Here is a 19,523-nt window from a genome sequence, read left to right as displayed (position 1 = left end):
CATGCTGTGCGCGTGAGCCGCGTCCCTCTCCGCCAGGCCCTCTCCGACGTTCCGGCGTACGTTCCCGGGGCGCGCGTCCCGGTCGGTGCCGCGGCCTACAAGCTGTCGTCGAACGAGAACCCGTTCCCACCGCTGCCGTCGGTGCTCATGGCGATCTCGGACGCGGCCGCCGACGTGAACCGTTACCCCGACATGTACGCGACCGAGCTGGTGGGCGCGATCGCCGAGTCGCTCGGCGTGGCACCCGAGACCGTCGTCACGGGATGCGGGTCGGTCGCCGTGCTCGGGCACGTCCTCACCGCCGTCTGCGAGCCCGGCGACGAGGTCGTCCTGCCGTGGCGCTCGTTCGAGGCGTACCCCATCGCGATCACCCTCGCCGGCGCGGTCGGCGTGCCGGTCCCGGTCGGCGTCGACGGGCGGCTCGACCTGCAGGCGATGGCGGCCGCGATCACTCCTCGGACCAAGGTGGTGCTGGTCTGCACGCCCAACAACCCGACCGGTCCGGCCGTGCGCGCCGACGAGTCGCCACGTTCCTGGCAGCGGTGCCCGGCGACGTGCTCGTCGTGCTCGACGAGGCGTACGTCGAGTTCGTCCGGGACCCGCTGGCCGTCGACGGGCTCGCCGTGTTCGCCGACAGGTCCAACGTGGTCCTGCTGCGCACGTTCTCCAAGGCCTACGGCCTGGCGGGACTGCGCGTCGGGTACGCGGTCGCCCGGCCGCGCCTGGCCGCCGGGATCCGCATGGCGTCCACGCCGTTCGGGGTCTCGCACGTCGGGCAGCTCGCTGCGCTCGCCTCGTTGCGGGCCACCCGCGAGCTGATGGCGCGTGTCGACCAGATCGTCGTCGAGCGGACCCAGATGCTCACCGGTCTGCGCAAGCAGGGCTGGACGATCCCCGACAGCGAGGCCAACTTCGTCTGGCTCGCGCTCGGTGACCAGGCGTCGGCGTTCGCCGAGCGTGCCGGCCGGTCGGGCGTGCTCGTCCGTCCGTTCGCCGGTGACGGGGTACGGGTCAGCGTGGGCGAGCCTGAGGCCACCGAGCTGCTCCTCGAGGTCACCGCGGACTGGCTCGCCCGCTGACCGAGGACGGCCGTCAACCCCTCGCCACAGGGCTTGGTGACACTCTGTCGACACAACCTACGGTTCCGTAGGCTACGGTGTCGTAGGTTGCGAGCGGGACGCTCGCCACCGACCCAGCCGAGCGGTCCCCAGACCGCCGCACGCGAAGGAGAACCGCGTGGCCACGAACGGCCCTGTGACCGAGGACGGACTCGTCCAGCTGCTGACCCCCGCGGGCCGGCGCACCGCGCACCCCGACTACGACGCCCGCGTCGCCCACCTGGACGCGGACGCCTTGCGCGGCCTTTACCGCGACATGGTGCTGGTCCGCCGGTTCGACAACGAGGCGACGTCGCTGCAGCGTCAGGGCGAGCTCGCCCTGTTCGCGCAGAGCCTCGGACAGGAAGGGGCGCAGATCGGCTCGGGCCGCGCGCTCGCTCCGCACGACCACGTCTTCCCCAGCTACCGCGAGCACGGCGTCGCGCACACTCGTGGGCTCGACCTGGCGGACGTCCTGCGGCTGTTCCGCGGGGTCGACCATGGCGGCTGGGACTCCGAGAAGTTCCGGTTCCACCTCTACACGCTGGTCATCGGCTCGCACACGCTGCACGCGACCGGCTACGCGATGGGCCTGCAGCGCGACGGCGCGGTCGGCACGGGCGACCCGGACCGGGACTCCGCGGTCGTGGTGTACTTCGGCGACGGGTCGACCTCGCAGGGCGACGTCAACGAGGCGCTGGTGTTCGCGGCGGTGAACAACGCCCCGGTGGTGTTCTTCTGCCAGAACAACCAGTGGGCGATCTCCGAGCCGACGACCCGGCAGTCCCGGGTCCCGCTGGCCGACCGCGGCCAGGGGTTCGGGATCCCGAGCGTGCGGGTCGACGGCAACGACGTCCTCGCCAGCTACGCGGTGACCGCGGAGGCGCTCGAGCGCGCCCGCAGCGGCGGGGGTCCGACGTTCATCGAGGCGTTCACCTACCGGATGGGCGCCCACACCACCTCCGACGACCCGAGCCGGTATCGCTCGGCCGCCGAGGAGGAGTTCTGGCGTCAGCGCGACCCGATCGACCGCCTGCGCACGCATCTCGAGGAGCGCGGTGAGCTGTCCGCGGACTTCGTCGCCACCCTGCAGGCCGAGGGCGACGAGCTGACCGAGCGGGTGCGCACGACGGTGCGGGGGATGGGGCGCCCGTCGGCCGCCTCCATGTTCGAGCACGTCTACTCCGCACCGCACTCGGTGGTCGAGGCCGAGCGGGCCTGGTTCGAGCAGTACGAGGCGTCGTTCCTGGACGCCAGCCACTCCGGCGAGGGGAGCCACCGATGAACGCGCCCGTACAGACAGCGCCTGCGCAGAAGAACCCCAGCACCGGCGTGCAGACGCTCACGATGGCCAAGGCGATCAACCTCGGCCTGCGCCGCTCGCTCGAGTCGAGCCCCAAGGTGCTCCTCATGGGTGAGGACATCGGGGCGCTCGGCGGGGTGTTCCGCGTGACGGACGGCCTGCAGAAGGACTTCGGCGGCGACCGGGTGGTCGACACGCCCTTGGCGGAGTCGGGCATCGTCGGCACGGCGATCGGCCTGGCGCTGCGCGGCTACCGGCCGGTCTGCGAGATCCAGTTCGACGGCTTCATCTTCCCGGCGTTCGACCAGATCACCACGCAGCTGGCCAAGATGCACTACCGCTCCCGCGGCCGGCTGAACCTGCCCGTGGTGATCCGCGTGCCCTACGGCGGCGGGATCGGCGCGATCGAGCACCACAGCGAGTCGCCGGAGGCGCTCTTCGCGCACACGGCGGGCCTGCGGGTGGTCAGCCCGTCCAGCCCGGCCGAGGCGTTCACCATGATCCAGCAGGCGATCGCGTCGCCGGACCCGGTGCTGTTCTTCGAGCCGAAGGGCCGCTACTGGGAGAAGGGCGCCGTCGACCTCGACGCCGCCCTCGGCGCCCCGCACCCCGGCCTCGACACCGCGAAGGTGCTCCGGCAGGGCACGGACGTGACGCTGGTCGCCTACGGCCCGACCGTGCAGACCGCGCTCAAGGCCGCCGAGGTCGCGGGCGCCGAGGGCACGAGCATCGAGGTCGTCGACCTGCGCGCGCTGTCGCCGCTGGACACGACGACCGTGGCGACGTCCGTGAAGAAGACGGGACGCTGCGTCGTCATGCACGAGGCCCCCGTGCTCTATGGCACAGGCGCTGAGGTCGCCGCGCGGATCGCCGAGGAGTGCTTCTACCACCTGCAGGCACCCGTGCTCCGGGTAGGCGGGTTCCACGCGCCCTATCCCGTCGCCAAGATCGAGCACGACTACCTGCCCGGGCTGGACCGCGTGCTCGACGCCGTGGACCGCTCGCTCGCCTTCTGACGCTTCCGACGAGGAGACACGAGACGTGCCGACCTATCAGCAGTTCCCGCTCCCCGACGCCGGTGAGGGCCTGACCGAGGCCGAGATCGTCGCCTGGCACGTGGCCGTCGGCGACGAGGTCGCGGTCAACCAGACCATCGTCGAGATCGAGACCGCGAAGTCGCTCGTCGACCTGCCGAGCCCGTGGGCCGGCGTCGTCACGCGGATCCTGGTCGAGCCCGGGCAGACCGTCGACGTCGGCACGCCGATCATCGAGGTCGACACCGACCCCGCCGGGGCGCCGGCCGACGACGGCGCCGCCATCCCTGCCTCGCAGGCCGGGATCTCCGACGAGGCCGGGGGCGGTGCGATCGAGCACGGCCACCGTGGACGACCCAACCGGCACGCGGGCGTGGAGCCCGGGGGGTCCGACGAGATCGAGGCAGCCCGGGCGGGTCGCGCCGGTGAGCCGGCCGCGTCCGTGGCGCCGGCCGTCGCGTCGGCGGAGCCCGACGAGCTCGACGCGTCGGCGGACGACAGCGAGCCGGCTCCGGCCGAGCGGAAGTCCGTCCTGGTCGGGTACGGCGTGGCCGAGGCCGGTGCGGGCCGCCGCGAGCGCGCGCTCAACGGCGGCGGCAACCGCCCGCACGTGCTGGCCAAGCCCCCGGTCCGCAAGCTGGCGCGCGAGCTGGGCGTGGACCTCGACTCGGTCTCACCGACGGGCCCCGGCGGCATCGTCACGCGGGAGGACGTGCTCGGTCGGGCCGCCCAGGCCGAGGCCCGGACGCTGGCCACCTATCCCGGCGACGACGCGCCCTGGCTGGCCAGCGGCACGGTCTCGCCCGACGGACGGCAGACGCGCGTCCCGGTCAAGTCGGTGCGCAAGCGGACCGCCGAGGCGATGGTCGCCAGCGCGTTCAGCGCCCCGCACGTCACCGTGTTCCACACGATCGACGTCACCGCGACGATGAAGCTGGTCGAGCGCCTGCGCGGCGACCGCGAGTTCACGGACGTCCGCGTCACGCCGCTGCTCATCGCCGCCAAGGCGCTGATGCTCGCGGTCCGTCGGCACCCGGAGATCAACGGCTCGTGGGACGAGCGGTCGCAGGAGATCGTCTACAAGCACTACATCAATCTCGGGATCGCCGCCGCGACCCCCCGGGGTCTCGTCGTCCCCAACATCAAGGACGCGCACCGGCTGAGCCTCAAGGAGCTGGCCATCGCGCTCGCGGAGCTGACCGGCACGGCGCGCGCGGGCAAGACCACGCCCGCCGACATGTCCGACGGCACCATCACGATCACCAACGTCGGGGTGTTCGGCATCGACACCGGCACCCCGATCCTCAACCCCGGCGAGGCCGCCATCCTCGCGTTCGGGGCGATCCGTGAGCAGCCGTGGGTGCACAAGGGCAAGATCAAGATCCGTCACGTCACGCAGCTCGCGCTCAGCTTCGACCACCGGCTGGTCGACGGCGAGCTCGGCTCGCGGGTGCTGGCCGACGTCGCCCGCGTCCTGCACGACCCGGCGCAGGGGTTGGTCTGGGGCTGACGCCCGGCGGGACCGGCGCTTCATCGCCCCCGCCGTGTGGCAGGCTCCGCGCATGAGCGTCGTGCGCACCCTGACGGCCGACGACGACCTCTCGCTGAGCCGGGTCGGCTACGAGCGCGGTGACGTCCTCGTGCCCGACGACCGGACCGCGTCCGCGCACCGCTACCGCGTCGACACGGCCAGCAGCCTTGTCGTCGACGGGCTCGTGCTCCTGGAGTCGTCGGACGCGGGCGTCCGGTTCCTCGACACAAACCGCGTCCCGCTGACCGTCCGCGACCTCCGTCGGTTCCGCATCCTGCTCAAGATCGCCGACGGGCACCCGGGGTCGGGCTCTGCACCCCGAGGGTCCTTGGTCGCCCTGCCCGGCGCCTCGCCCGACCTCGCCGACCTGCGCGACGACGCCCTCGACAACGACCTGCTCGACGGTGTCGACTTCGCGGTCCTCGGCGCGAGCGCGTCGGTCGGCGACGAATGCATCGTTTTCGAGGCCGCCGTCGACGAGTTCGTCGTCTCCTACCGGGACGGCGGCGTCGCTCGGACGCTCCTCGCGGTGCGGTCGATGGCGCAGGCGCGGGCCGTGTTCCTCGACGAGGCGTGCTGGTTGGGCGCCGAACGTGGTCGCGGGACGTACGTCGGACGGTCGCAGGCCGTCGGCACCGAGGACTGGGCCCCGGCGCAGGTGGTCGCCGCCTACGAGCGCCGACTGCTCGGCGACGGCTGACGCTCGGCTACGCCGCCTGCTCGAGCTGGGCGGCCCGCTCGTCCTGGGCGGTCTGCGTCGGGCGCTCGACCAGGATGGCGAGGATGCCGAGGACGATCGCACCGATCTCGGAGATCGCCGCGAGCCACACCGGGATGCCCGACCAGCGCTCGTGCACCTGGAAGAACCCGCCCGGCGTCGTCGAGATGATGAATGCGGTCAACGTCGCGACGCCGAAGCCGATCGCCCCCAGCAGCGGCAGCCAGTGCCGCCAGACCAGCACGAGCACGCCGAGCACGATGCCGCCGACGCCGTTGAGCAGGAAGGCCGGCCCGACCACGTCGAGCAGCCTCATCCCGCCCGCCCACAGGTCCAGGTGGACGACGGCCGAGAGCATCAGGCACGCACAGAGGAGGGCACGCAGAACGTCGGACGCCGCCTGCTGCCCGCGATGCCAGATCATGATTCAGGCCTTTCCCGCGAACACTTCGCCGTTGCTGACATGGACATCGACCTCCGGAAGTGGTTTCGGGGCCGGTCCGGAGACGTTGGCGCCCGTCAGGGCGTAGACCGATCCGTGGCACGGGCAGATCAGCTGGGTCTTGCCGGGGGCGACCGTGCAGCCCTGGTGCGTGCAGATCGCCGAGAGCGCCACGACCTGCCCCGCGGACGGCTGCGTGAGGATGAGCGGGTTCCCGGACGCATCTGTCGCCGAGATCGCGCCGCCGACGGGGACGTCGGACACCTTGGCGATCGAGCCATCCGCAGCCGCGGTCGACTTGCCGCTGCTCGACGACGAGCCACCGCCACACGCCGCGAGCACGCCCGCAGCGGCGACGCCCATGGTCACCAGGCCCGCACGCATCAGAACCTGACGGCGATCCAGACAGCCGGAACAGCCGGACTCGTGCGGGTCGCCGTGCAGATCGGTGCTGACCGGGGAATCCACGAGCGAGGACATCTCCACCTCCGTGTGCGGCTGCGACGGGACCGTCACCAGTTGTCACGAGACGTGGGCGGTCGAGGTTCACCACTGGCGTCACCAGTTCCCTGGGACGTTAGCGTCGATCCACCCGTCAGGCAGTGTGCACACGCGCGCCTGTGAGGCCGCCCGGCGGGCCCGGCATCGACACGTTCGGCGCGGGCAGGCGTCGGGCCGCCCGGACGCAGCTCGGCCCTCCGTCGACGGGCGACGGAGGGCCGAGTGGTCAGGCGTGGTCCGGCTGAGCAGCTGGAGGTGGAGCTGGGTGCGGGCTCCGCGTCGGAGCGTTCGACGGCCGCCCGGTCCGCGACGATCGCCGCGACCCCGCTCACGGCGGTGGCGCCCGCGGCTGCCGACGGTGTCTTCGCGGCGGCGTCGGCCGCGTCCGCGTCCATCCGGCCCTGGATGCCGGACACGTTGCGCAGCGGCAGCTCGGGCAGCAGGGCCGTCAGGATGATGCCGACGGCGATGATGCATGCGGCCACGAGGAGCACGGTGTCGATCGACTGCGAGAACCCGTCGAGGAACGGCTTGGCGAGCCGCGGGTCGAGGTTGTTGATGAACGACGAGTCGTTCAGCGAGGGCAGCGTGCCGCCGGAGCCGGAGACCAGGTTGAGGACAGGCGCGTTCGCCGGGTCGCTCTGGACGGCCGGATCGGCGAGCGCCTGCTGGAACGCGGGTGTCGTGACCGCCGTCGAGAAGGCGGCCTTGATGTTGTCGCCGACCGTCGAGAACAGGATCGACAGGAACACGGCCGTGCCGAGCGTCCCGCCCATCTGCCGGAAGAACAGCGACGACGAGGTGGCCACACCCATGTCCCGCACGGGCACCGCGTTCTGCACGGCGAGCACGAGCGGCTGCATGGTGAAACCGAGGCCGAGCCCGAACACGATCGAGCAGGCGAACAGGAAGTTCAGCGACGTGTCGGTCTGCAGGCGCGAGAACATCACCGACGCGCCCGCCATGAGCACGGTGCCGAACACCGGCAGAGCCTTGTAGCGACCCGTCCGCGAGGTGGTCTGACCGGCGATGATCGAGCCGGCCATGATGCCGAGCGTGAACGGGATGAGCGTGAGGCCGGCGTGCGTGGGCGTCTGCCCCTTCACGATCTGCAGGTAGAGCGGCAGCGTCGCCAGGCCACCGAACATGCCGAGGCCGATCACGACGTTCGCACCCGCGCCGATCGAGAACGTCCGGTTGCGGAACAGGTAGAGGGGCAGGATCGCGTCGCCCTTGGCGAACCGCTCGGCGACGATGAACCCGATCAGCCCGAGCACGCCGATGGCGTAGCACGTCATCGCGTACCCGGAGTCCCAGCCCCACTCCCGGCCCTGCTCGGCGACCAGCAGGATGGGCACCAGCGTCACGATCAGCAGCAGCGCGCCGGGCCAGTCGATGCGGTGCTGGATCTTCTTGAGCGGCGGAAGGTGCAGCACGCGCGAGATCACGATGAGCGCGATGATGCCGATCGGCACGTTGACCAGGAACACCCAGCGCCAGCCCGAGATGCCGAGGATCGTCTCGGTGCCGGCGAAGAACCCGCCGACCACGGGGCCGAGCACGCTCGAGACGCCGAACACGGCGAGGAAGTACCCCTGGTACCGGGCGCGCTCACGGGGCGCGACCAGGTCACCGAGGATCGTGATCGCCAGCGCCATCAGGCCGCCGGCGCCGAGGCCCTGCAGTGCGCGGTACCCCGCGAGCTCGTACATCGAGTTCGACGTGCCCGACAGCAGCGACCCGACCACGAACAGCGAGATCGCGATCATGTAGAGCGGCTTGCGGCCGTAGATGTCGGAGAAGCTTGCCGTACAGGGGCGTGGAGATCGTCGCCGTCAGCAGGTACGCGGTGGTGACCCACGCCTGCAGCGAGAGCCCGTTGAGGTCGTCGCCGATGGTCCTGATCGACGTGGCGACGATCGTCTGGTCCAGCGCGGCCATGAACATGCCGAGCATGAGGCCGCCGAGGATCGTGAGGATCTCGCGGTGGGTGGGTGCCCGGAACGCTGAGGCGGGCGGTGCTTCGGTGCTCTGCTGGGACATCGGGCCTTCTCGAGACGGTCGGATACGCCGTGGACGACGCTACGGGAGGTGTACGACAGCCGGTATTGGTTGCGCAGGACAACCATCCACCACCCAAGCAACAACAACGAGCGGACGGGAATGTGTTCCCGGTCACCCGGCGACGAGGCCGGGTGAAACGGCTGCGATCACCGCGGCGCTGATCATGCGACGTCGTCCGCTCGACCGACCGCGGCGACCTAGGCTGTCCGGGTGAGTGCGCCGGCGACGAGCGCCGGGCAGACCGGCGCCAGCAGACCCCTGGGTCCGTGGCGCGTCGTCGTGCTCCCGCTCGCCGCGGTCGCGTGCGCGCTGCTCGGCATCTGGTTCTCCGGCGCGGCGCTGCCCACCCTGCTGCGCGATCCCGGGGCGGCGGTCCGGTGGGGGCTGCCCGCGTCGTCGACCCTGTCCGAGCTCGCGGGGTCGGTGACGATCGGCGCACTGTTCCTGGCGGTCGGGATCATGCCCCGCGTCACCACCGGCGGACGCCCGGTCCGCAATGCCCGGGCCGGCATCGGCACCGCCGACGGGTCCGCCTATCCACGCAGCCTGCTCGTCGCGGGCGTCGCCGCGGGTGTGTGGACCGTGCTGTCCATCGTCCACCTGGTCCTGACCTACGCCGACGTCGCGGGGCAGCCCGTGTCGTCCAGCGGGTTCGGGCAGCAGCTCGGCGTGTTCGTCACGCAGATCGAGCTCGGCCGGACGCTCCTGCTGATCACCACCGTCGCGGCCGTCGTCACCGCCCTCTCGCTCGTCGTCGCGACACCGACCGGCGCGGCCTGGACCAGTGCCCTGGTGCTCGTCGCGCTCTACCAGCAGGCGCAGCTGGGGCACGCGTCGGGAGCCTCCGGGCACAGCATCGCGACGTCGTCGATGGTGGTGCACCTCGTGGGCGCCGCCATCTGGATCGGCGCGCTCGCCGCGCTCGCCCTCCTGGTCACGCGGATCGGCACCGACCTGTCGTCCGCGGTCGCCCGGTACTCCGTCGTCGCCGGCTGGTGCTACGCCGCTGTCGGGGTGTCCGGCCTGGTCAACGGCCTGCTGCGCACCGGGGGATGGTCGGACCTCACGACGACGTACGGTGTGCTGCTGCTCACGAAGGTGGCCCTGTTCGGGGTGCTCGGCCTGCTCGGTCTGGCCCACCGCCGGCGCGTGCTGCCCAAGCTGGCGGGTGGTCCGTCCGGGGCTCCGCGACGATTCGGCGGGGTGCTGTTCTGGCGGCTCGTGCTGGTCGAGCTGTTCGTCATGGGAGCCGTGTCGGGTGTCGCCGTGGCCCTGGGTGCGACCGCGCCGCCCGTGTCGCAGGACCCGCCCGTCGACCCGTCCCCCGCGTACCAGATCACCGGCCACCCGTTGCCGCCCCCGCCGACCCCGATCCGCTGGATCACCGAGTGGCGCTGGGACCTCGTCCTCGCGTTCGCGACCGTCGCCGCGCTCGTCGTCTACTGGCGCTGGGTGGTGCGGCTGCGGCGCCGCGGCGACCACTGGTCGCTGGTCCGGGCGGCGTCCTGGACGGTCGGGGTGCTGCTGTTCGGCTGGGCGACCAACGGCGCCCCCAACCTCTACGGGCACGTGCTGTTCAGCGGCCACATGATCCAGCACATGACGCTCGCGATGCTGGTGCCGCTGTTCGTCGTGCTCTCCGCACCCGTCACGCTCGCGCTGCGCGCCCTGCCCGTGCGCTCGTCCCTGCTGCGCTCGGACACGTCCCGCGGTCCGCGCGAGTGGATCCTCGTGCTGGTGCACAGCCACGTGGGCGTGTTCCTGGCGAACCCGCTGGTCGCGGCCATGAACTTCATCGGGTCGATGGTGCTCTTCTACTACTCGGGTCTGTTCGAGTGGACCCTGCGCACCGGCGTCGGGCACCTCGCGATGGTCGTGCACTTCAGCCTGGTCGGGTACCTGTTCGTCAACGCGCTGATCGGTATCGACCCGGGCCCGCGCCGCTGGGGCTACCCGCAGCGCATCCTCCTGCTGTTCGGGACCATGGTGTTCCACGCGTTCTTCGGGGTCACGCTGGTCACCAGCGAGTCGCTGTTCGTGGCCGACTGGTTCGGGCTGATGGGCCGGCCCTGGGGCGCGTCCGCCATCGCGGACCAGCAGGCCGGCGGGGCGTTCGCCTGGGGCATCGGCGAGCTGCCCACCCTCGTGCTCGCCATCGTGGTCGCCGTGCAGTGGTCGCGCGACGACGAGCGCGCCGCCCGTCGTCGGGACCGCCTGGTCGACCGCGACGGCGACGTCGAGATGGACGAGTACAACGCGATGCTGGCCGACCTGGCCGCCCGAGACGCCGCCCAGCCGCCGAGTCCCTGACCCCGCGTGGGCGGGGGGCTGAGGGTGCGTGGTAGGACATGGGCATGGGTGAGACGTCTTTCCACGACCTTGACGACTATGTGGCGATCCCGCGGCTCAGCGGCCTGGTGCTCAGCGCGGACGGCACGCGGCTGGTGACCAGCGTCGCGACGTTGGACGCCAAGAAGACCAAGTTCGTGACCGCGCTCTGGGAGGTGGACCCGACCGGGACGAACCCGGCGAGACGGCTCACCCGGAGCGCCAAGGGTGAGGCGAGCGCCGCGTTCACGGCGGACGGCGACCTGCTGTTCACCAGCGCGCGGCCCGACCCCGACAGGACCGACGGAGACGACGACCCGGTGCCCGCGCTGTGGCTGCTGCCCCGCGACGGCGCCGAGGCCCGGGTGGTCGCGGACCGGGCCGCCGGGATCGGGAGCGTGGACGTCGCGCGCGCCGCGCCGGTGGTCCTGCTGGGCTCGGACGTGCTGCCGTCGGCGAGCGACCACGAGGCGGACGACAAGCTGCGCAAGGCGCGCAAGGAGAAGAAGGTCGCGGCGATCCTGCACGACGGCTTCCCGGTGCGGTACTGGGACCACGACCTCGGACCGGACAGCCCGCACCTGTTCACGGCGACCCTGAGCGCGCACGTCACGCACCCGCTCGCGGGCGCGGCAGACCCTCGGCTGACCCTGACGGATGCCACGCCCGACGCGCGGCGGCACCTGATGGACCAGGGGTCGTCGATCAGCCCGGACGGGACGACGGTGGTCAGCGGGTGGCTCGAGGCCGAGGGGCGCGGGGCGAGCCGCAGCCGGCTGGTGGCGGTCGATGTCGCGACCGGCGAGCGCAGGGTCGTCGTCGACGATCCCGACGCCGACCTGTGGGGTCCGGTGGTCTCGCCCGACGGCCGGTGGGTCGCGTACGTCCGCGAGCAGAAGTCCACGCCGCACCGGGCCCCGGTGACCCGCCTCGCGGTCGTCCCGCTGCAGGGCGGCGAGCCGCGGATCCTGGCGGACGGGTGGGACCGCTGGCCGCACGGCCCCGTGTGGCTGCCCGACTCCGACGCCGTGCTGGTGGTCGCCGACGACGACGGACGCGCGCCGATCTTCCGGATCGACCTGGCCGGCGGCGAGGTCACGCGCGTGACCAGCGACGACGCCGCCTTCACGGACGTGAGCGTGAGTCCCGACGGCCGGACCGCGTATGCCCTCAAGACGTCGTACGAGGCGCCCTCGCACCCGGTGCGGATCGACCTCTCGCGCACGACGCCCGTCGCCAGCACGCCCCTGCCGAGCCCGGTGGCGGCGCTCGAGCTGCCCGGCACGCTCGACGAGGTCGAGTCGGTGACCGACGGCCGCCGCGTCCGCGGCTGGCTGGCCAAGCCGAAGGGCACCGACGCGGCCCCGCTCGTGCTCTGGATCCACGGCGGCCCGCTCGGCTCGTGGAACGCGTGGTCGTGGCGGTGGAACCCGTGGATCCTCGTCGCGCGAGGCTACGCCGTGCTGATGCCGGACCCCGCCCTGTCGACCGGCTACGGCCAGGAGTTCGTCCAGGACGGGTGGGGCGCCTGGGGTGCGGCGCCGTACACGGACCTGATGGCGATCACGGACGCCGCGGAGCAGCGGGCCGACATCGACGAGACCCGGACGGCAGCGATGGGCGGCTCGTTCGGCGGCTACATGGCCAACTGGGTCGCGGGCCACACGGACCGGTTCGACGCGATCGTCACGCACGCGAGCCTGTGGGCGCTGGACCAGTTCGGTCCGACGACGGACGTCGCCTACTACTGGGCTCGCGAGATGACGGAGCAGATGGAGGTCGACCACTCGCCGCACCTGCACGTGGAGGCGATCGTCACGCCGATGCTCGTGGTGCACGGCGACCGGGACTACCGGGTGCCCATCGGTGAGGGTCTGCGGCTCTGGTAGAGCCCTGTCGAGGAGCGGGCTGCCCGCCGACGACGAGGGTCGGAGCCCGCACCGGTTCCTGTACTTCCCCGACGAGGGCCACTGGGTGCTGAGCCCGCAGCACGCGATCGTCTGGTACCAGGTGGTCGAGGCGTTCCTGGCGCAGCACGTGCTCGGCGTGGAGGCGCTGTACCCCGACACGTTGGGGTGAAGGCCGCCGCTCGAGATGCGGACACGGCGTGTCGGCGCAAGACTCGCCGGTCAAGGACGGGCGAACAGCTGCCCGCCACGACGGAAGGACCGACATGGGTATCGGAGGCGGCATCGCCCTCATCGTCATCGGCGCGATCATGTCGTTCGGGATCAGCGACCGGATCGACGGCGTGAACCTGACCGTGATCGGCTACATCTGCATGGGCGCCGGAGCGTTGGCGCTCATCCTGGCTGTCGCGATGAACGCGCAGCGCAACAACACGACGCACCGCGAGGTGGTCGAGCAGCGCACGACGCCGCAGGCGCCCCCGGCACCGCCGGCACCACCTGCTCCGCCGGCCGTCTGATCGGACGCGAAGAGGCCATCTGATCGGACGCGAAGGCCGCCCCCGCCGTCGGGAGGCGGCCTTCAGGCCTTCAGCGCCCCGCGGACGATCGAGTTCCCCGAGTGGGCGGGGTTGCCGTCGAACGGCTCCTCGGACACGTCGACCACCGAATAGGTCGACAGGTCGAGGCCGGGCGGCAGGTCGAACCGCCCGGTGGACCCGTCCAGCGTGCCGACGCTCACCAGGCCGCTGACGTCCGGCTTGAGCAGCCAGACCTCGCGGAAGCCACCGGCCGACGACTCGCTGTGCGACAGGTCGACCACCAGCGTGCGAGCGCCGTCGCGGGACGTCTCGACGAACGCCGAGCCGGAGTCGTTCCACCCGGGCAGGGGCTGGAGCGTGGCGGTCGCGACGACGTCGTGCGGTTGGTGGCGGTTCGCCTGCCACCAGACGGCGCTCCCGCCCAGCAGGACGCCGACCGCAGCCGCAGCCGCCGTCCACCGCCACTGACGAGGACGACGACGGCCGGCAAGGTCGACGACCGGCTCCGCATCGCCGCGAGCCTCAGCGCGGCCTGGGGGCGCGGCTTCGGCGCGGGTCGGTGCGGCACCGAGAGCCAGCTCCGCGGAGATCCGCTCCCAGACGCGCGGCGCGGGCGCGAGCATCGGCTCGGCCTCGCGACCGAGCGCCACGACCTCCCGCAGGGCGGCCACCTCGCCCGAGCACCGCGCACACCGCTCGGCGTGCGCGCGGTCGGCGGCGGTGGCCCCGGCGCTACCGGCCGGCTCACCGAGGGCGATCAGGGCGAGGGTCTCGTCGTCCACGTGCGACTCATCGAACGGCACCGTCCACCTCCCATCGCGTCCGCAGCCGGGCCAGGCTCCGCCGGACGTGACTCTTCACCGTGCCGAGCGGCAGGTCGAGCCGGTGGGCGATCTGGTCGTGGGTGAGATCCTCGTAGAACGCTAGCCGCAGGATGGTGCGTTGCGGGTCGCCGAGCCGGTCCAGCTCGTCGGCGACGACGACACGCTCCACCACCCGGTCGTCGGCGGCGGTCACGAGGGCCTCGTCGGTGATCGTCGCATCGCGCAGGCGACGATCGCGAGACCGCCGTTCGTGCGCGTCGGCGATGCAGTGCCGGGTGATGCCGAGCAGCCAGGCTGGCAGACGGGCGCGGTCGGGATCGAACCGGTGCCGGCTGCGCCAGGCCTCGACGAATACCTGCTGGGTGACCTCCTCGGCGTCGGCCACGCTGCCCAGCGACCGGAACGCGACGGTGTGCACGAGCGTCGACCACCGGCGGTAGGCCTCGGCGATGGCGTCCTCGTCGCCGGCGACGAAGGCGCGACCGAGCTCGTCGACACCTTCCCCGTCAGGATCAACGCGGTGCACGCCGTTCACCGACACCCCGTTCAGCAGAGTCATCGCTACCCACCGATCGGCTCGGCGGTGACCACGACGTTGTCTGAATAGTGCCCGATGGCGCGGTTCCATGCCCCTCCGCACGTGACCAGCACGAGTCGCGGCGCGCCCGAGCGGTCGAACCACTGGCTCACGGGCGCGCCGGCCTTCGCGATCTTGTCCACGGAGGTCACCGCATAGACGTGCTTGACCCCGTCCTCGGTGGTCACGGTGATCGATGCGCCGACGCCGAGCTTGCGCAGCTTGGCGAACTGCCCGATACCTGTCTGCCGGCTGTCCACGTGCCCGGCGACGACCGTCGAGCCCGTCGGGTCGGACGGCGTCGGGCCGAACTCGTACCAGCCGGCCCGGTTCGCGTCCTCGGGGATCGCCATCTCGCCGTCGTCCAGGACCCCGACCGGATCCACCGGCATGCCGATCGCGACGTCCGGGACGTCGAGCCGGACCGGTCGTGGCGATGGTGGCGCGACCGGTCCGAGCGTGGCGTCGTAGATCGGGACGTCGGGGACGGCGGGGACGGCGGTCGCGGGCGACGGTCGCGGGGTCGCCGTGGCCGAGGGGGGCGCCGCGACCACCGGGCCCGGGCCGCTCGAGCACGCGGCGAGCACCGCGGCGGTCGCGAGGGCCACCACGAGACGACGCGCCGTGGCCCGGGTCGGCGCGACGCGTCCCGCGTCGACCTTCCCGGACCACGGCATGACCGGCTCTCGGATCACTGGCGGCTCAGACCGCGCGGGTACGACGGTTGCGAGCCAGCGCCAGCCCGACGACGCCGAGCAGTGCGAGAGCACCGAGCGCGTAGGGCCAGACCGGCGTGGAGGGGTCCGCGGCGAGCCCGAGCTCACCGGCGTTCACCCCGGACGGGTTGGCCTGCAGTCCGTCGATCGTCTGTGTGGCCAGGGCGAGCGTGGGCGGCGCGGATGTGGCGCTGCCCCAGGCGTAGACGATCGTGTTGGTGCCCTCCTTGACGGCGATGTCGGCCGGCCCGAGGAGCGCGGGGGTCGTCGTGCCCGCCGCGGTGACGGACGCGGAGATGGTGCCCGCCGGAAGGTTCAGGACCTTCTCGTTCGGGTTGGTCAGGCCGCTGACGACGGCTGATCCCCCGACCACCACGTCGACCGCAGGAGCCGCCGCGACGTGCCGGACAGTGAGGCGCCCCTCGCCCGCGGCGGTGGTCGAGGTGTCGTTGACGAACGCGGTCAGCGCAGGCTTCCCGCTGGCGTCGAGGTGCGCGACCGCCGTGTAGTTCTTGCCGGCCTCGAGGGTCACGTTGGCCGGCCCGATGATCGGCGCGCTGGCGTCCGCGGCGTCCGAGGCCGTCACCGCGATCGCGTAGGTCCCGGCTGCGAGGTCCAGCGGTCCGGCCATGGAACCGGGCGTGAAGTTGTCCAGCGTGAGCTTGTTGTTGACGTACACGTCCACGGTCGTGCCGGGCACCGCGTGGAACACGGACAGCTGGGCAGTGCTCGCGGCCGCGGCGGGCAGGGCGGTCAAGGCGGCGAGGCCGAGGGCGCCGGCAGCGATGCCGGCCAGGAGTCGAGCGCGCATGGTGCGTCCTTCGGGAAGGGCCCTCAGGTGTACCTGTGGGCTGACAGTGCCTCTTCCCGACGACCCGCTCCGGCGGATGCACCACTCAGCCCCTGATCGCCTCGACGATCGCCGCCGCCAGGTCGTCCGGACGCGACCACATCGGCCAGTGGCCCGTCGGCAGGTCGACGTACGTGACGTCGAACTCGGCCAGCTCCGTGAAGAACGGCGGGCCTCCGTGCGCCATCGGCTTGAGCTCCTCCGAGGACAGGCTGGTGCAGATGGCGGTCACGGGCACCGTGTGCCGGGCGGGGTTGGCCAGCCGCACCGGGCCCCGCCGCACCGCCCCGGGATGCGGGACCGCCCGACGCGCGAACTCGGCGAGGTCCTCGTCGGACAGCCCCTGCAGGCTCTGCTCGCCCAGGGCCTCCCACGGCGGCAGCGGCTCCTCGGCCTGGTCCGGGCCGATCTGCGGGTTGGGCACGGCGCCGTCCTCCTGCGGACCGCTGTCCACGTAGATCGCGCGGCGGATGCGGTCGGGGCGCTGGTCGACCACCTCGCTGAGCACGGAGCCGCCCGCGCTGTGCCCGACGAGCACGACGTCCCCAGGCAGGGTGTCGACGAGGTCGACGACGACCTGCGCGTGGTCGTCGAGCGTGATCGAGCCGCGGTCGGTGGCGTCCGGGTCGAGCCCGGGCAGCGTCAGGGGATAGGCGTCGAGGCCCTCGTCGCGGAGGGTCCCGACGACGCGATCCCACGCCCACGCGCCGAGCCACGCACCCGGTACCAGGATCACTGCTGTCTGTGTCATGTGACCCAGCCTGCCTCGCTGGTCCCACCGGCGCACCGCCCGAAGTGACACCCCCGTGTCACCTTTGTGTCACCATGATGGAGCCATGAATCGGACGGATCGTCTGTACGCGCTCGCCGAAGGCTGCGCCGCGTCGGGCCAGCGGGCACGACGAGCGCGCGGCTGGCGCGGCTGTTCGAGGTCTCGGCGCGGACCGTGAAGCGTGACGTGTCGGCGCTGCAGCAAGCGGGCCTGCCCGTCGCGGCCCAGGCCGGCCTCGGCGGTGGGTACGTGCTGGCGGCGTCGGTCGGGCTCCCGCCGGTGAACTTCACGCCGGCTCAGGCGGTCGCACTCGCGCTCGCGGTCCGCGCGCTACCGCCGGGCAGCCCGTTCGGCTCGGACGCGGACGCCGCGCGCGCCAAGGTGCTCGATGCGCTGCCGGTCGAGGCCCGGGCCCGCGCCGACGCGCTGGCCGCACGCGTGTGGTCCCGGTCCGAGCCGGCGCAGGGCCCACCCGCGACGGTCCTGCGCGCGGTGGAGCAGTCGCTGGACCGGTCGCTGGTGGTCGCCATCGAGTACGGCGCGTCCGACGGCACCGTCAGCCGCCGTCGGGTCGAGCCGATCCTGCTCGCGCGCACCGGGGGTCTCTGGTACCTCGTCGCCTGGTGCCGGCTTCGCGACGACCTGCGCTGGTTCCGCCTGGACCGGGTGCTGCGCGCCGACCTGACGCCGGAACGCTACGACCCCCGCCCCGTCGCGTCCGTCGGCGAGCCCCCGTCCGGCGCCCGCCCGGTGTCGGCGCGCCCGTCGGACGCCTGACGCGACGCGTGTGGGTGGTCACCGGCAGACTGGCTCCCGCCCGGACAGACCGGGCCTTTCGAAGGGGGACCCGCGGTGGACGAGCACGAGGCACGTGAGGTCAAGGCGCAGCTGGCGGACTACGCACGGCAGCTGTCGGAGCGGGTGGTGCGACCGGCGGACGTGTCGGGCGGCAAGCTCGGCGCCGGTGCTCGCGCTCGGGCTGGCACGCCAGCAGGACGGGTCCTACCAGCTGGCTGTGCGCTACCGGCTGGGCCTGTCCTCGGTGCGCAGCGTGGCGCGCAAGGTGGTGGACAAGATCGGTCCCGACGACGCGGACGTCCGCCGCACGGGCCGGATCCGCGGGCTCGACGACACCACGGTCCGTCCGCGCCCGCCGGTGATCCGGGCGCAGTCGCTCGGTGAGACGGGACGAGTACGGCCCCTACGGCCGGGGGTCTCCATCGGGCACGTCGACGTCAGCGCCGGGACGCTCGGGGCGTTCGTCCGCGTCGACGGCGAGGTCCACGTGCTGTCCAACTACCACGTGCTCTCGGGAACGCCGGCGGCCGAGGTCGGTGACGTCGTGCTCCAGCCGGGACGCGCGGACGGCGGCTCGGCCCCGGAGGACCGTGTCGCCACGCTGGCGCGCCAGGTCGAGCGAGCCCAACGGTCGTGGCGTCGTCGACTGCGCGATCGCGCGCCTGGAGGGCGAGCTCGCGCAGCCCGACCTGCAGTACCCGGTCGGTCGGATCACGACGACGGCCGTGGTGCTGGGTGGCGAGTCCGTGGGCAAGATCGGCCGGACCACCGCGACGACGCACGGCCGCGTGACCGCGATCGAGCTGGACGACGTGGTCGTCGGCTATGGCGAGGAGCTGGGCGGCTGACCTTCGACAACCAGATCGAGGTCGAGTCCACGGGCACCGGGCCCTTCTCCCGCGGCGGGGACTCCGGGTCGCTGGTGTACCGGGAGGACGGCGTGGCGATCGGGCTGCTCTTTGCAGGCTCGGAGTCCGGGGGGGACAATGGGTCCGGGCTGACCTACGTCAACCCGATCGATGCCGTGCTCGCCGCGTTCGGAGCCACCCTGCTCTAGGGCCCCGCGCGGCCCCGCGGCACACGGGAGGTGGCGCGCGATGGCGAGCATCGAGCAGGCACGGGCTGCGAAGGAGCAGCTGCGGACGACCCTGCAGGGCCGCACCGACGTGCGCGGGATCGGTATCGCGCGGACCGGTGCCGGTTACGAGATCCGCGTGAACGTCTCGCGGGACGGCCGCCACGACCTGCCCGCGATGATCGATGGCGTCGATGTTCACGTCCGGGTGGTCGGGGCGGTGCATGCAGGCGTCTGAACTGCGCGTTACGCGCCATTCGCCGCAGTCACCGACGTCTTGACGTCGATCACGCTGGGCCATTCGGGGTCGGACCACGCACGTGACGGTGTGTTTTCCCGGCGCAACGTGTGCACAAATGCTCGAACGCCGCGCGGTTCGGGCGAATTGTTGCGTCAGGACGGGTGATCTCATGGACCTCACTTGCTGCGAGATCGCCCCGACCG

The 19,523-nt window shown here is 72.3% G+C and carries 17 protein-coding genes and 2 pseudogenes; 11 read left to right on the top strand and 8 right to left on the bottom strand.

What is annotated here, in order from left to right:
* Positions 1-12 precede the first annotated feature (12 nt).
* The 5 genes and pseudogenes from hisC (at position 13) to AC38ZX_RS20530 (ending at position 5,665) form a co-directional block, all read left to right on the top strand.
* Positions 13-1,079: pseudogene (hisC, locus tag AC38ZX_RS20550) on the top strand (histidinol-phosphate transaminase).
* 157 nt (positions 1,080-1,236) lie between these two features.
* On the top strand, positions 1,237-2,382 hold the full coding sequence (gene pdhA, locus AC38ZX_RS20545; RefSeq protein WP_491295718.1) for a pyruvate dehydrogenase (acetyl-transferring) E1 component subunit alpha: 1,146 nt from the start codon (positions 1,237-1,239) through the stop codon (positions 2,380-2,382).
* The gene (locus AC38ZX_RS20540; protein ID WP_426593621.1) at positions 2,379-3,416 is read left to right on the top strand and encodes an alpha-ketoacid dehydrogenase subunit beta; all 1,038 of its coding nucleotides are present in this window, start codon (positions 2,379-2,381) and stop codon (positions 3,414-3,416) included. The genes pdhA and AC38ZX_RS20540 overlap by 4 nt, the downstream gene beginning before the upstream one ends.
* Before the next feature lie 25 nt (positions 3,417-3,441).
* Positions 3,442-4,944: a dihydrolipoamide acetyltransferase family protein gene (locus tag AC38ZX_RS20535; RefSeq protein WP_426593620.1), complete on the top strand. Its 1,503-nt coding sequence runs from the start codon at positions 3,442-3,444 to the stop codon at positions 4,942-4,944.
* A 52-nt stretch (positions 4,945-4,996) separates the two neighbouring features.
* On the top strand, positions 4,997-5,665 hold the full coding sequence (locus AC38ZX_RS20530) for a hypothetical protein (RefSeq protein WP_491295717.1): 669 nt from the start codon (positions 4,997-4,999) through the stop codon (positions 5,663-5,665).
* A gap of 7 nt (positions 5,666-5,672) precedes the next feature.
* Here AC38ZX_RS20530 and AC38ZX_RS20525 read toward each other — a convergent pair whose 3' ends face one another.
* The 3 genes from AC38ZX_RS20525 to AC38ZX_RS20515 are packed head-to-tail and all read right to left on the bottom strand — an operon-like array spanning position 5,673 to position 8,395.
* Positions 5,673-6,107 carry a hypothetical protein gene (locus AC38ZX_RS20525; protein ID WP_491295716.1) on the bottom strand — a complete coding sequence of 145 codons (435 nt, stop codon included), beginning with the start codon at positions 6,105-6,107 and terminating at the stop codon, positions 5,673-5,675.
* Between the two features lie 3 nt (positions 6,108-6,110).
* Positions 6,111-6,605 (bottom strand): QcrA and Rieske domain-containing protein, encoded by a 495-nt coding sequence (locus AC38ZX_RS20520; protein WP_491295715.1) that lies wholly within the window; start codon positions 6,603-6,605, stop codon positions 6,111-6,113.
* Between the two features lie 32 nt (positions 6,606-6,637).
* Positions 6,638-8,395: an MFS transporter gene (locus AC38ZX_RS20515; RefSeq protein WP_491295714.1), complete on the bottom strand. Its 1,758-nt coding sequence runs from the start codon at positions 8,393-8,395 to the stop codon at positions 6,638-6,640.
* Positions 8,396-8,900: 505 nt separating this feature from the next.
* On the opposite strand from AC38ZX_RS20515, the gene AC38ZX_RS20510 reads away from it, so the two are divergent.
* The 3 genes and pseudogenes from AC38ZX_RS20510 to AC38ZX_RS20500 all read left to right on the top strand — a co-directional run bounded on the left by AC38ZX_RS20510 (position 8,901) and on the right by AC38ZX_RS20500 (position 13,446).
* Positions 8,901-11,000 carry a bifunctional copper resistance protein CopD/cytochrome c oxidase assembly protein gene (locus AC38ZX_RS20510; protein WP_491295712.1) on the top strand — a complete coding sequence of 700 codons (2,100 nt, stop codon included), beginning with the start codon at positions 8,901-8,903 and terminating at the stop codon, positions 10,998-11,000.
* A 38-nt stretch (positions 11,001-11,038) separates the two neighbouring features.
* A pseudogene (locus AC38ZX_RS20505) lies at positions 11,039-13,097 on the top strand (prolyl oligopeptidase family serine peptidase).
* Between the two features lie 94 nt (positions 13,098-13,191).
* Entirely contained in the window at positions 13,192-13,446 is a 255-nt protein-coding gene (locus AC38ZX_RS20500) for a DUF6458 family protein (RefSeq protein ID WP_426593611.1), read from the top strand.
* A gap of 62 nt (positions 13,447-13,508) precedes the next feature.
* On the opposite strand, the gene AC38ZX_RS20495 is transcribed toward AC38ZX_RS20500, so the two are convergent.
* The 5 genes from AC38ZX_RS20495 to AC38ZX_RS20475 all read right to left on the bottom strand — a co-directional run bounded on the left by AC38ZX_RS20495 (position 13,509) and on the right by AC38ZX_RS20475 (position 17,185).
* Positions 13,509-14,249 (bottom strand): anti-sigma factor, encoded by a 741-nt coding sequence (locus AC38ZX_RS20495; RefSeq protein WP_426593610.1) that lies wholly within the window; start codon positions 14,247-14,249, stop codon positions 13,509-13,511.
* Between the two features lie 7 nt (positions 14,250-14,256).
* The gene (locus AC38ZX_RS20490; protein ID WP_426593609.1) at positions 14,257-14,850 is read right to left on the bottom strand and encodes an RNA polymerase sigma factor; all 594 of its coding nucleotides are present in this window, start codon (positions 14,848-14,850) and stop codon (positions 14,257-14,259) included.
* 2 nt (positions 14,851-14,852) lie between these two features.
* Complete coding sequence (locus AC38ZX_RS20485; protein ID WP_491295710.1) at positions 14,853-15,545, bottom strand: class F sortase; 693 nt, start codon at positions 15,543-15,545, stop codon at positions 14,853-14,855.
* Between the two features lie 25 nt (positions 15,546-15,570).
* Positions 15,571-16,395, bottom strand: coding sequence for a DUF4397 domain-containing protein (locus AC38ZX_RS20480; protein WP_491295709.1), 825 nt, complete (start codon positions 16,393-16,395; stop codon positions 15,571-15,573).
* A gap of 85 nt (positions 16,396-16,480) precedes the next feature.
* On the bottom strand, positions 16,481-17,185 hold the full coding sequence (locus AC38ZX_RS20475; protein WP_426593606.1) for an alpha/beta fold hydrolase: 705 nt from the start codon (positions 17,183-17,185) through the stop codon (positions 16,481-16,483).
* Positions 17,186-17,308: 123 nt separating this feature from the next.
* Here AC38ZX_RS20475 and AC38ZX_RS20470 point away from each other — a divergent pair, with 123 nt between their 5' ends.
* The 3 genes from AC38ZX_RS20470 to AC38ZX_RS20460 all read left to right on the top strand — a co-directional run bounded on the left by AC38ZX_RS20470 (position 17,309) and on the right by AC38ZX_RS20460 (position 19,317).
* Positions 17,309-17,983 (top strand): helix-turn-helix transcriptional regulator, encoded by a 675-nt coding sequence (locus tag AC38ZX_RS20470; RefSeq protein ID WP_491297507.1) that lies wholly within the window; start codon positions 17,309-17,311, stop codon positions 17,981-17,983.
* Positions 17,984-18,170: 187 nt separating this feature from the next.
* Complete coding sequence (locus tag AC38ZX_RS20465; protein ID WP_491295708.1) at positions 18,171-19,061, top strand: chymotrypsin family serine protease; 891 nt, start codon at positions 18,171-18,173, stop codon at positions 19,059-19,061.
* A gap of 40 nt (positions 19,062-19,101) precedes the next feature.
* Positions 19,102-19,317: a hypothetical protein gene (locus tag AC38ZX_RS20460; RefSeq protein WP_426593603.1), complete on the top strand. Its 216-nt coding sequence runs from the start codon at positions 19,102-19,104 to the stop codon at positions 19,315-19,317.
* Positions 19,318-19,523 lie beyond the last annotated feature (206 nt).

It is taken from the genome of Cellulomonas sp. McL0606 (assembly GCF_058248365.1).
The sequence above is the reverse complement of the archived record's forward strand: the minus strand, read 5'-3'. Positions and strand labels throughout refer to the sequence as shown.

What these genes read in the sequence shown, in the direction of transcription:
- AC38ZX_RS20540 (WP_426593621.1), top strand. Translation starts at nt 2,379, where the DNA reads ATGAACGCGCCCGTACAGACAGCGCCTGCGCAGAAGAACCCCAGCACC.
- AC38ZX_RS20530 (WP_491295717.1), top strand. Translation starts at nt 4,997, where the DNA reads ATGAGCGTCGTGCGCACCCTGACGGCCGACGACGACCTCTCGCTGAGC.
- AC38ZX_RS20525 (WP_491295716.1), bottom strand. Translation starts at nt 6,107, where the DNA reads ATGATCTGGCATCGCGGGCAGCAGGCGGCGTCCGACGTTCTGCGTGCC.
- AC38ZX_RS20520 (WP_491295715.1), bottom strand. Translation starts at nt 6,605, where the DNA reads ATGTCCTCGCTCGTGGATTCCCCGGTCAGCACCGATCTGCACGGCGAC.
- AC38ZX_RS20515 (WP_491295714.1), bottom strand. Translation starts at nt 8,395, where the DNA reads ATGATCGCGATCTCGCTGTTCGTGGTCGGGTCGCTGCTGTCGGGCACG.
- AC38ZX_RS20500 (WP_426593611.1), top strand. Translation starts at nt 13,192, where the DNA reads ATGGGTATCGGAGGCGGCATCGCCCTCATCGTCATCGGCGCGATCATG.
- AC38ZX_RS20490 (WP_426593609.1), bottom strand. Translation starts at nt 14,850, where the DNA reads ATGACTCTGCTGAACGGGGTGTCGGTGAACGGCGTGCACCGCGTTGAT.
- AC38ZX_RS20485 (WP_491295710.1), bottom strand. Translation starts at nt 15,545, where the DNA reads ATGCCGTGGTCCGGGAAGGTCGACGCGGGACGCGTCGCGCCGACCCGG.
- AC38ZX_RS20480 (WP_491295709.1), bottom strand. Translation starts at nt 16,395, where the DNA reads ATGCGCGCTCGACTCCTGGCCGGCATCGCTGCCGGCGCCCTCGGCCTC.
- AC38ZX_RS20475 (WP_426593606.1), bottom strand. Translation starts at nt 17,185, where the DNA reads ATGACACAGACAGCAGTGATCCTGGTACCGGGTGCGTGGCTCGGCGCG.
- AC38ZX_RS20460 (WP_426593603.1), top strand. Translation starts at nt 19,102, where the DNA reads ATGGCGAGCATCGAGCAGGCACGGGCTGCGAAGGAGCAGCTGCGGACG.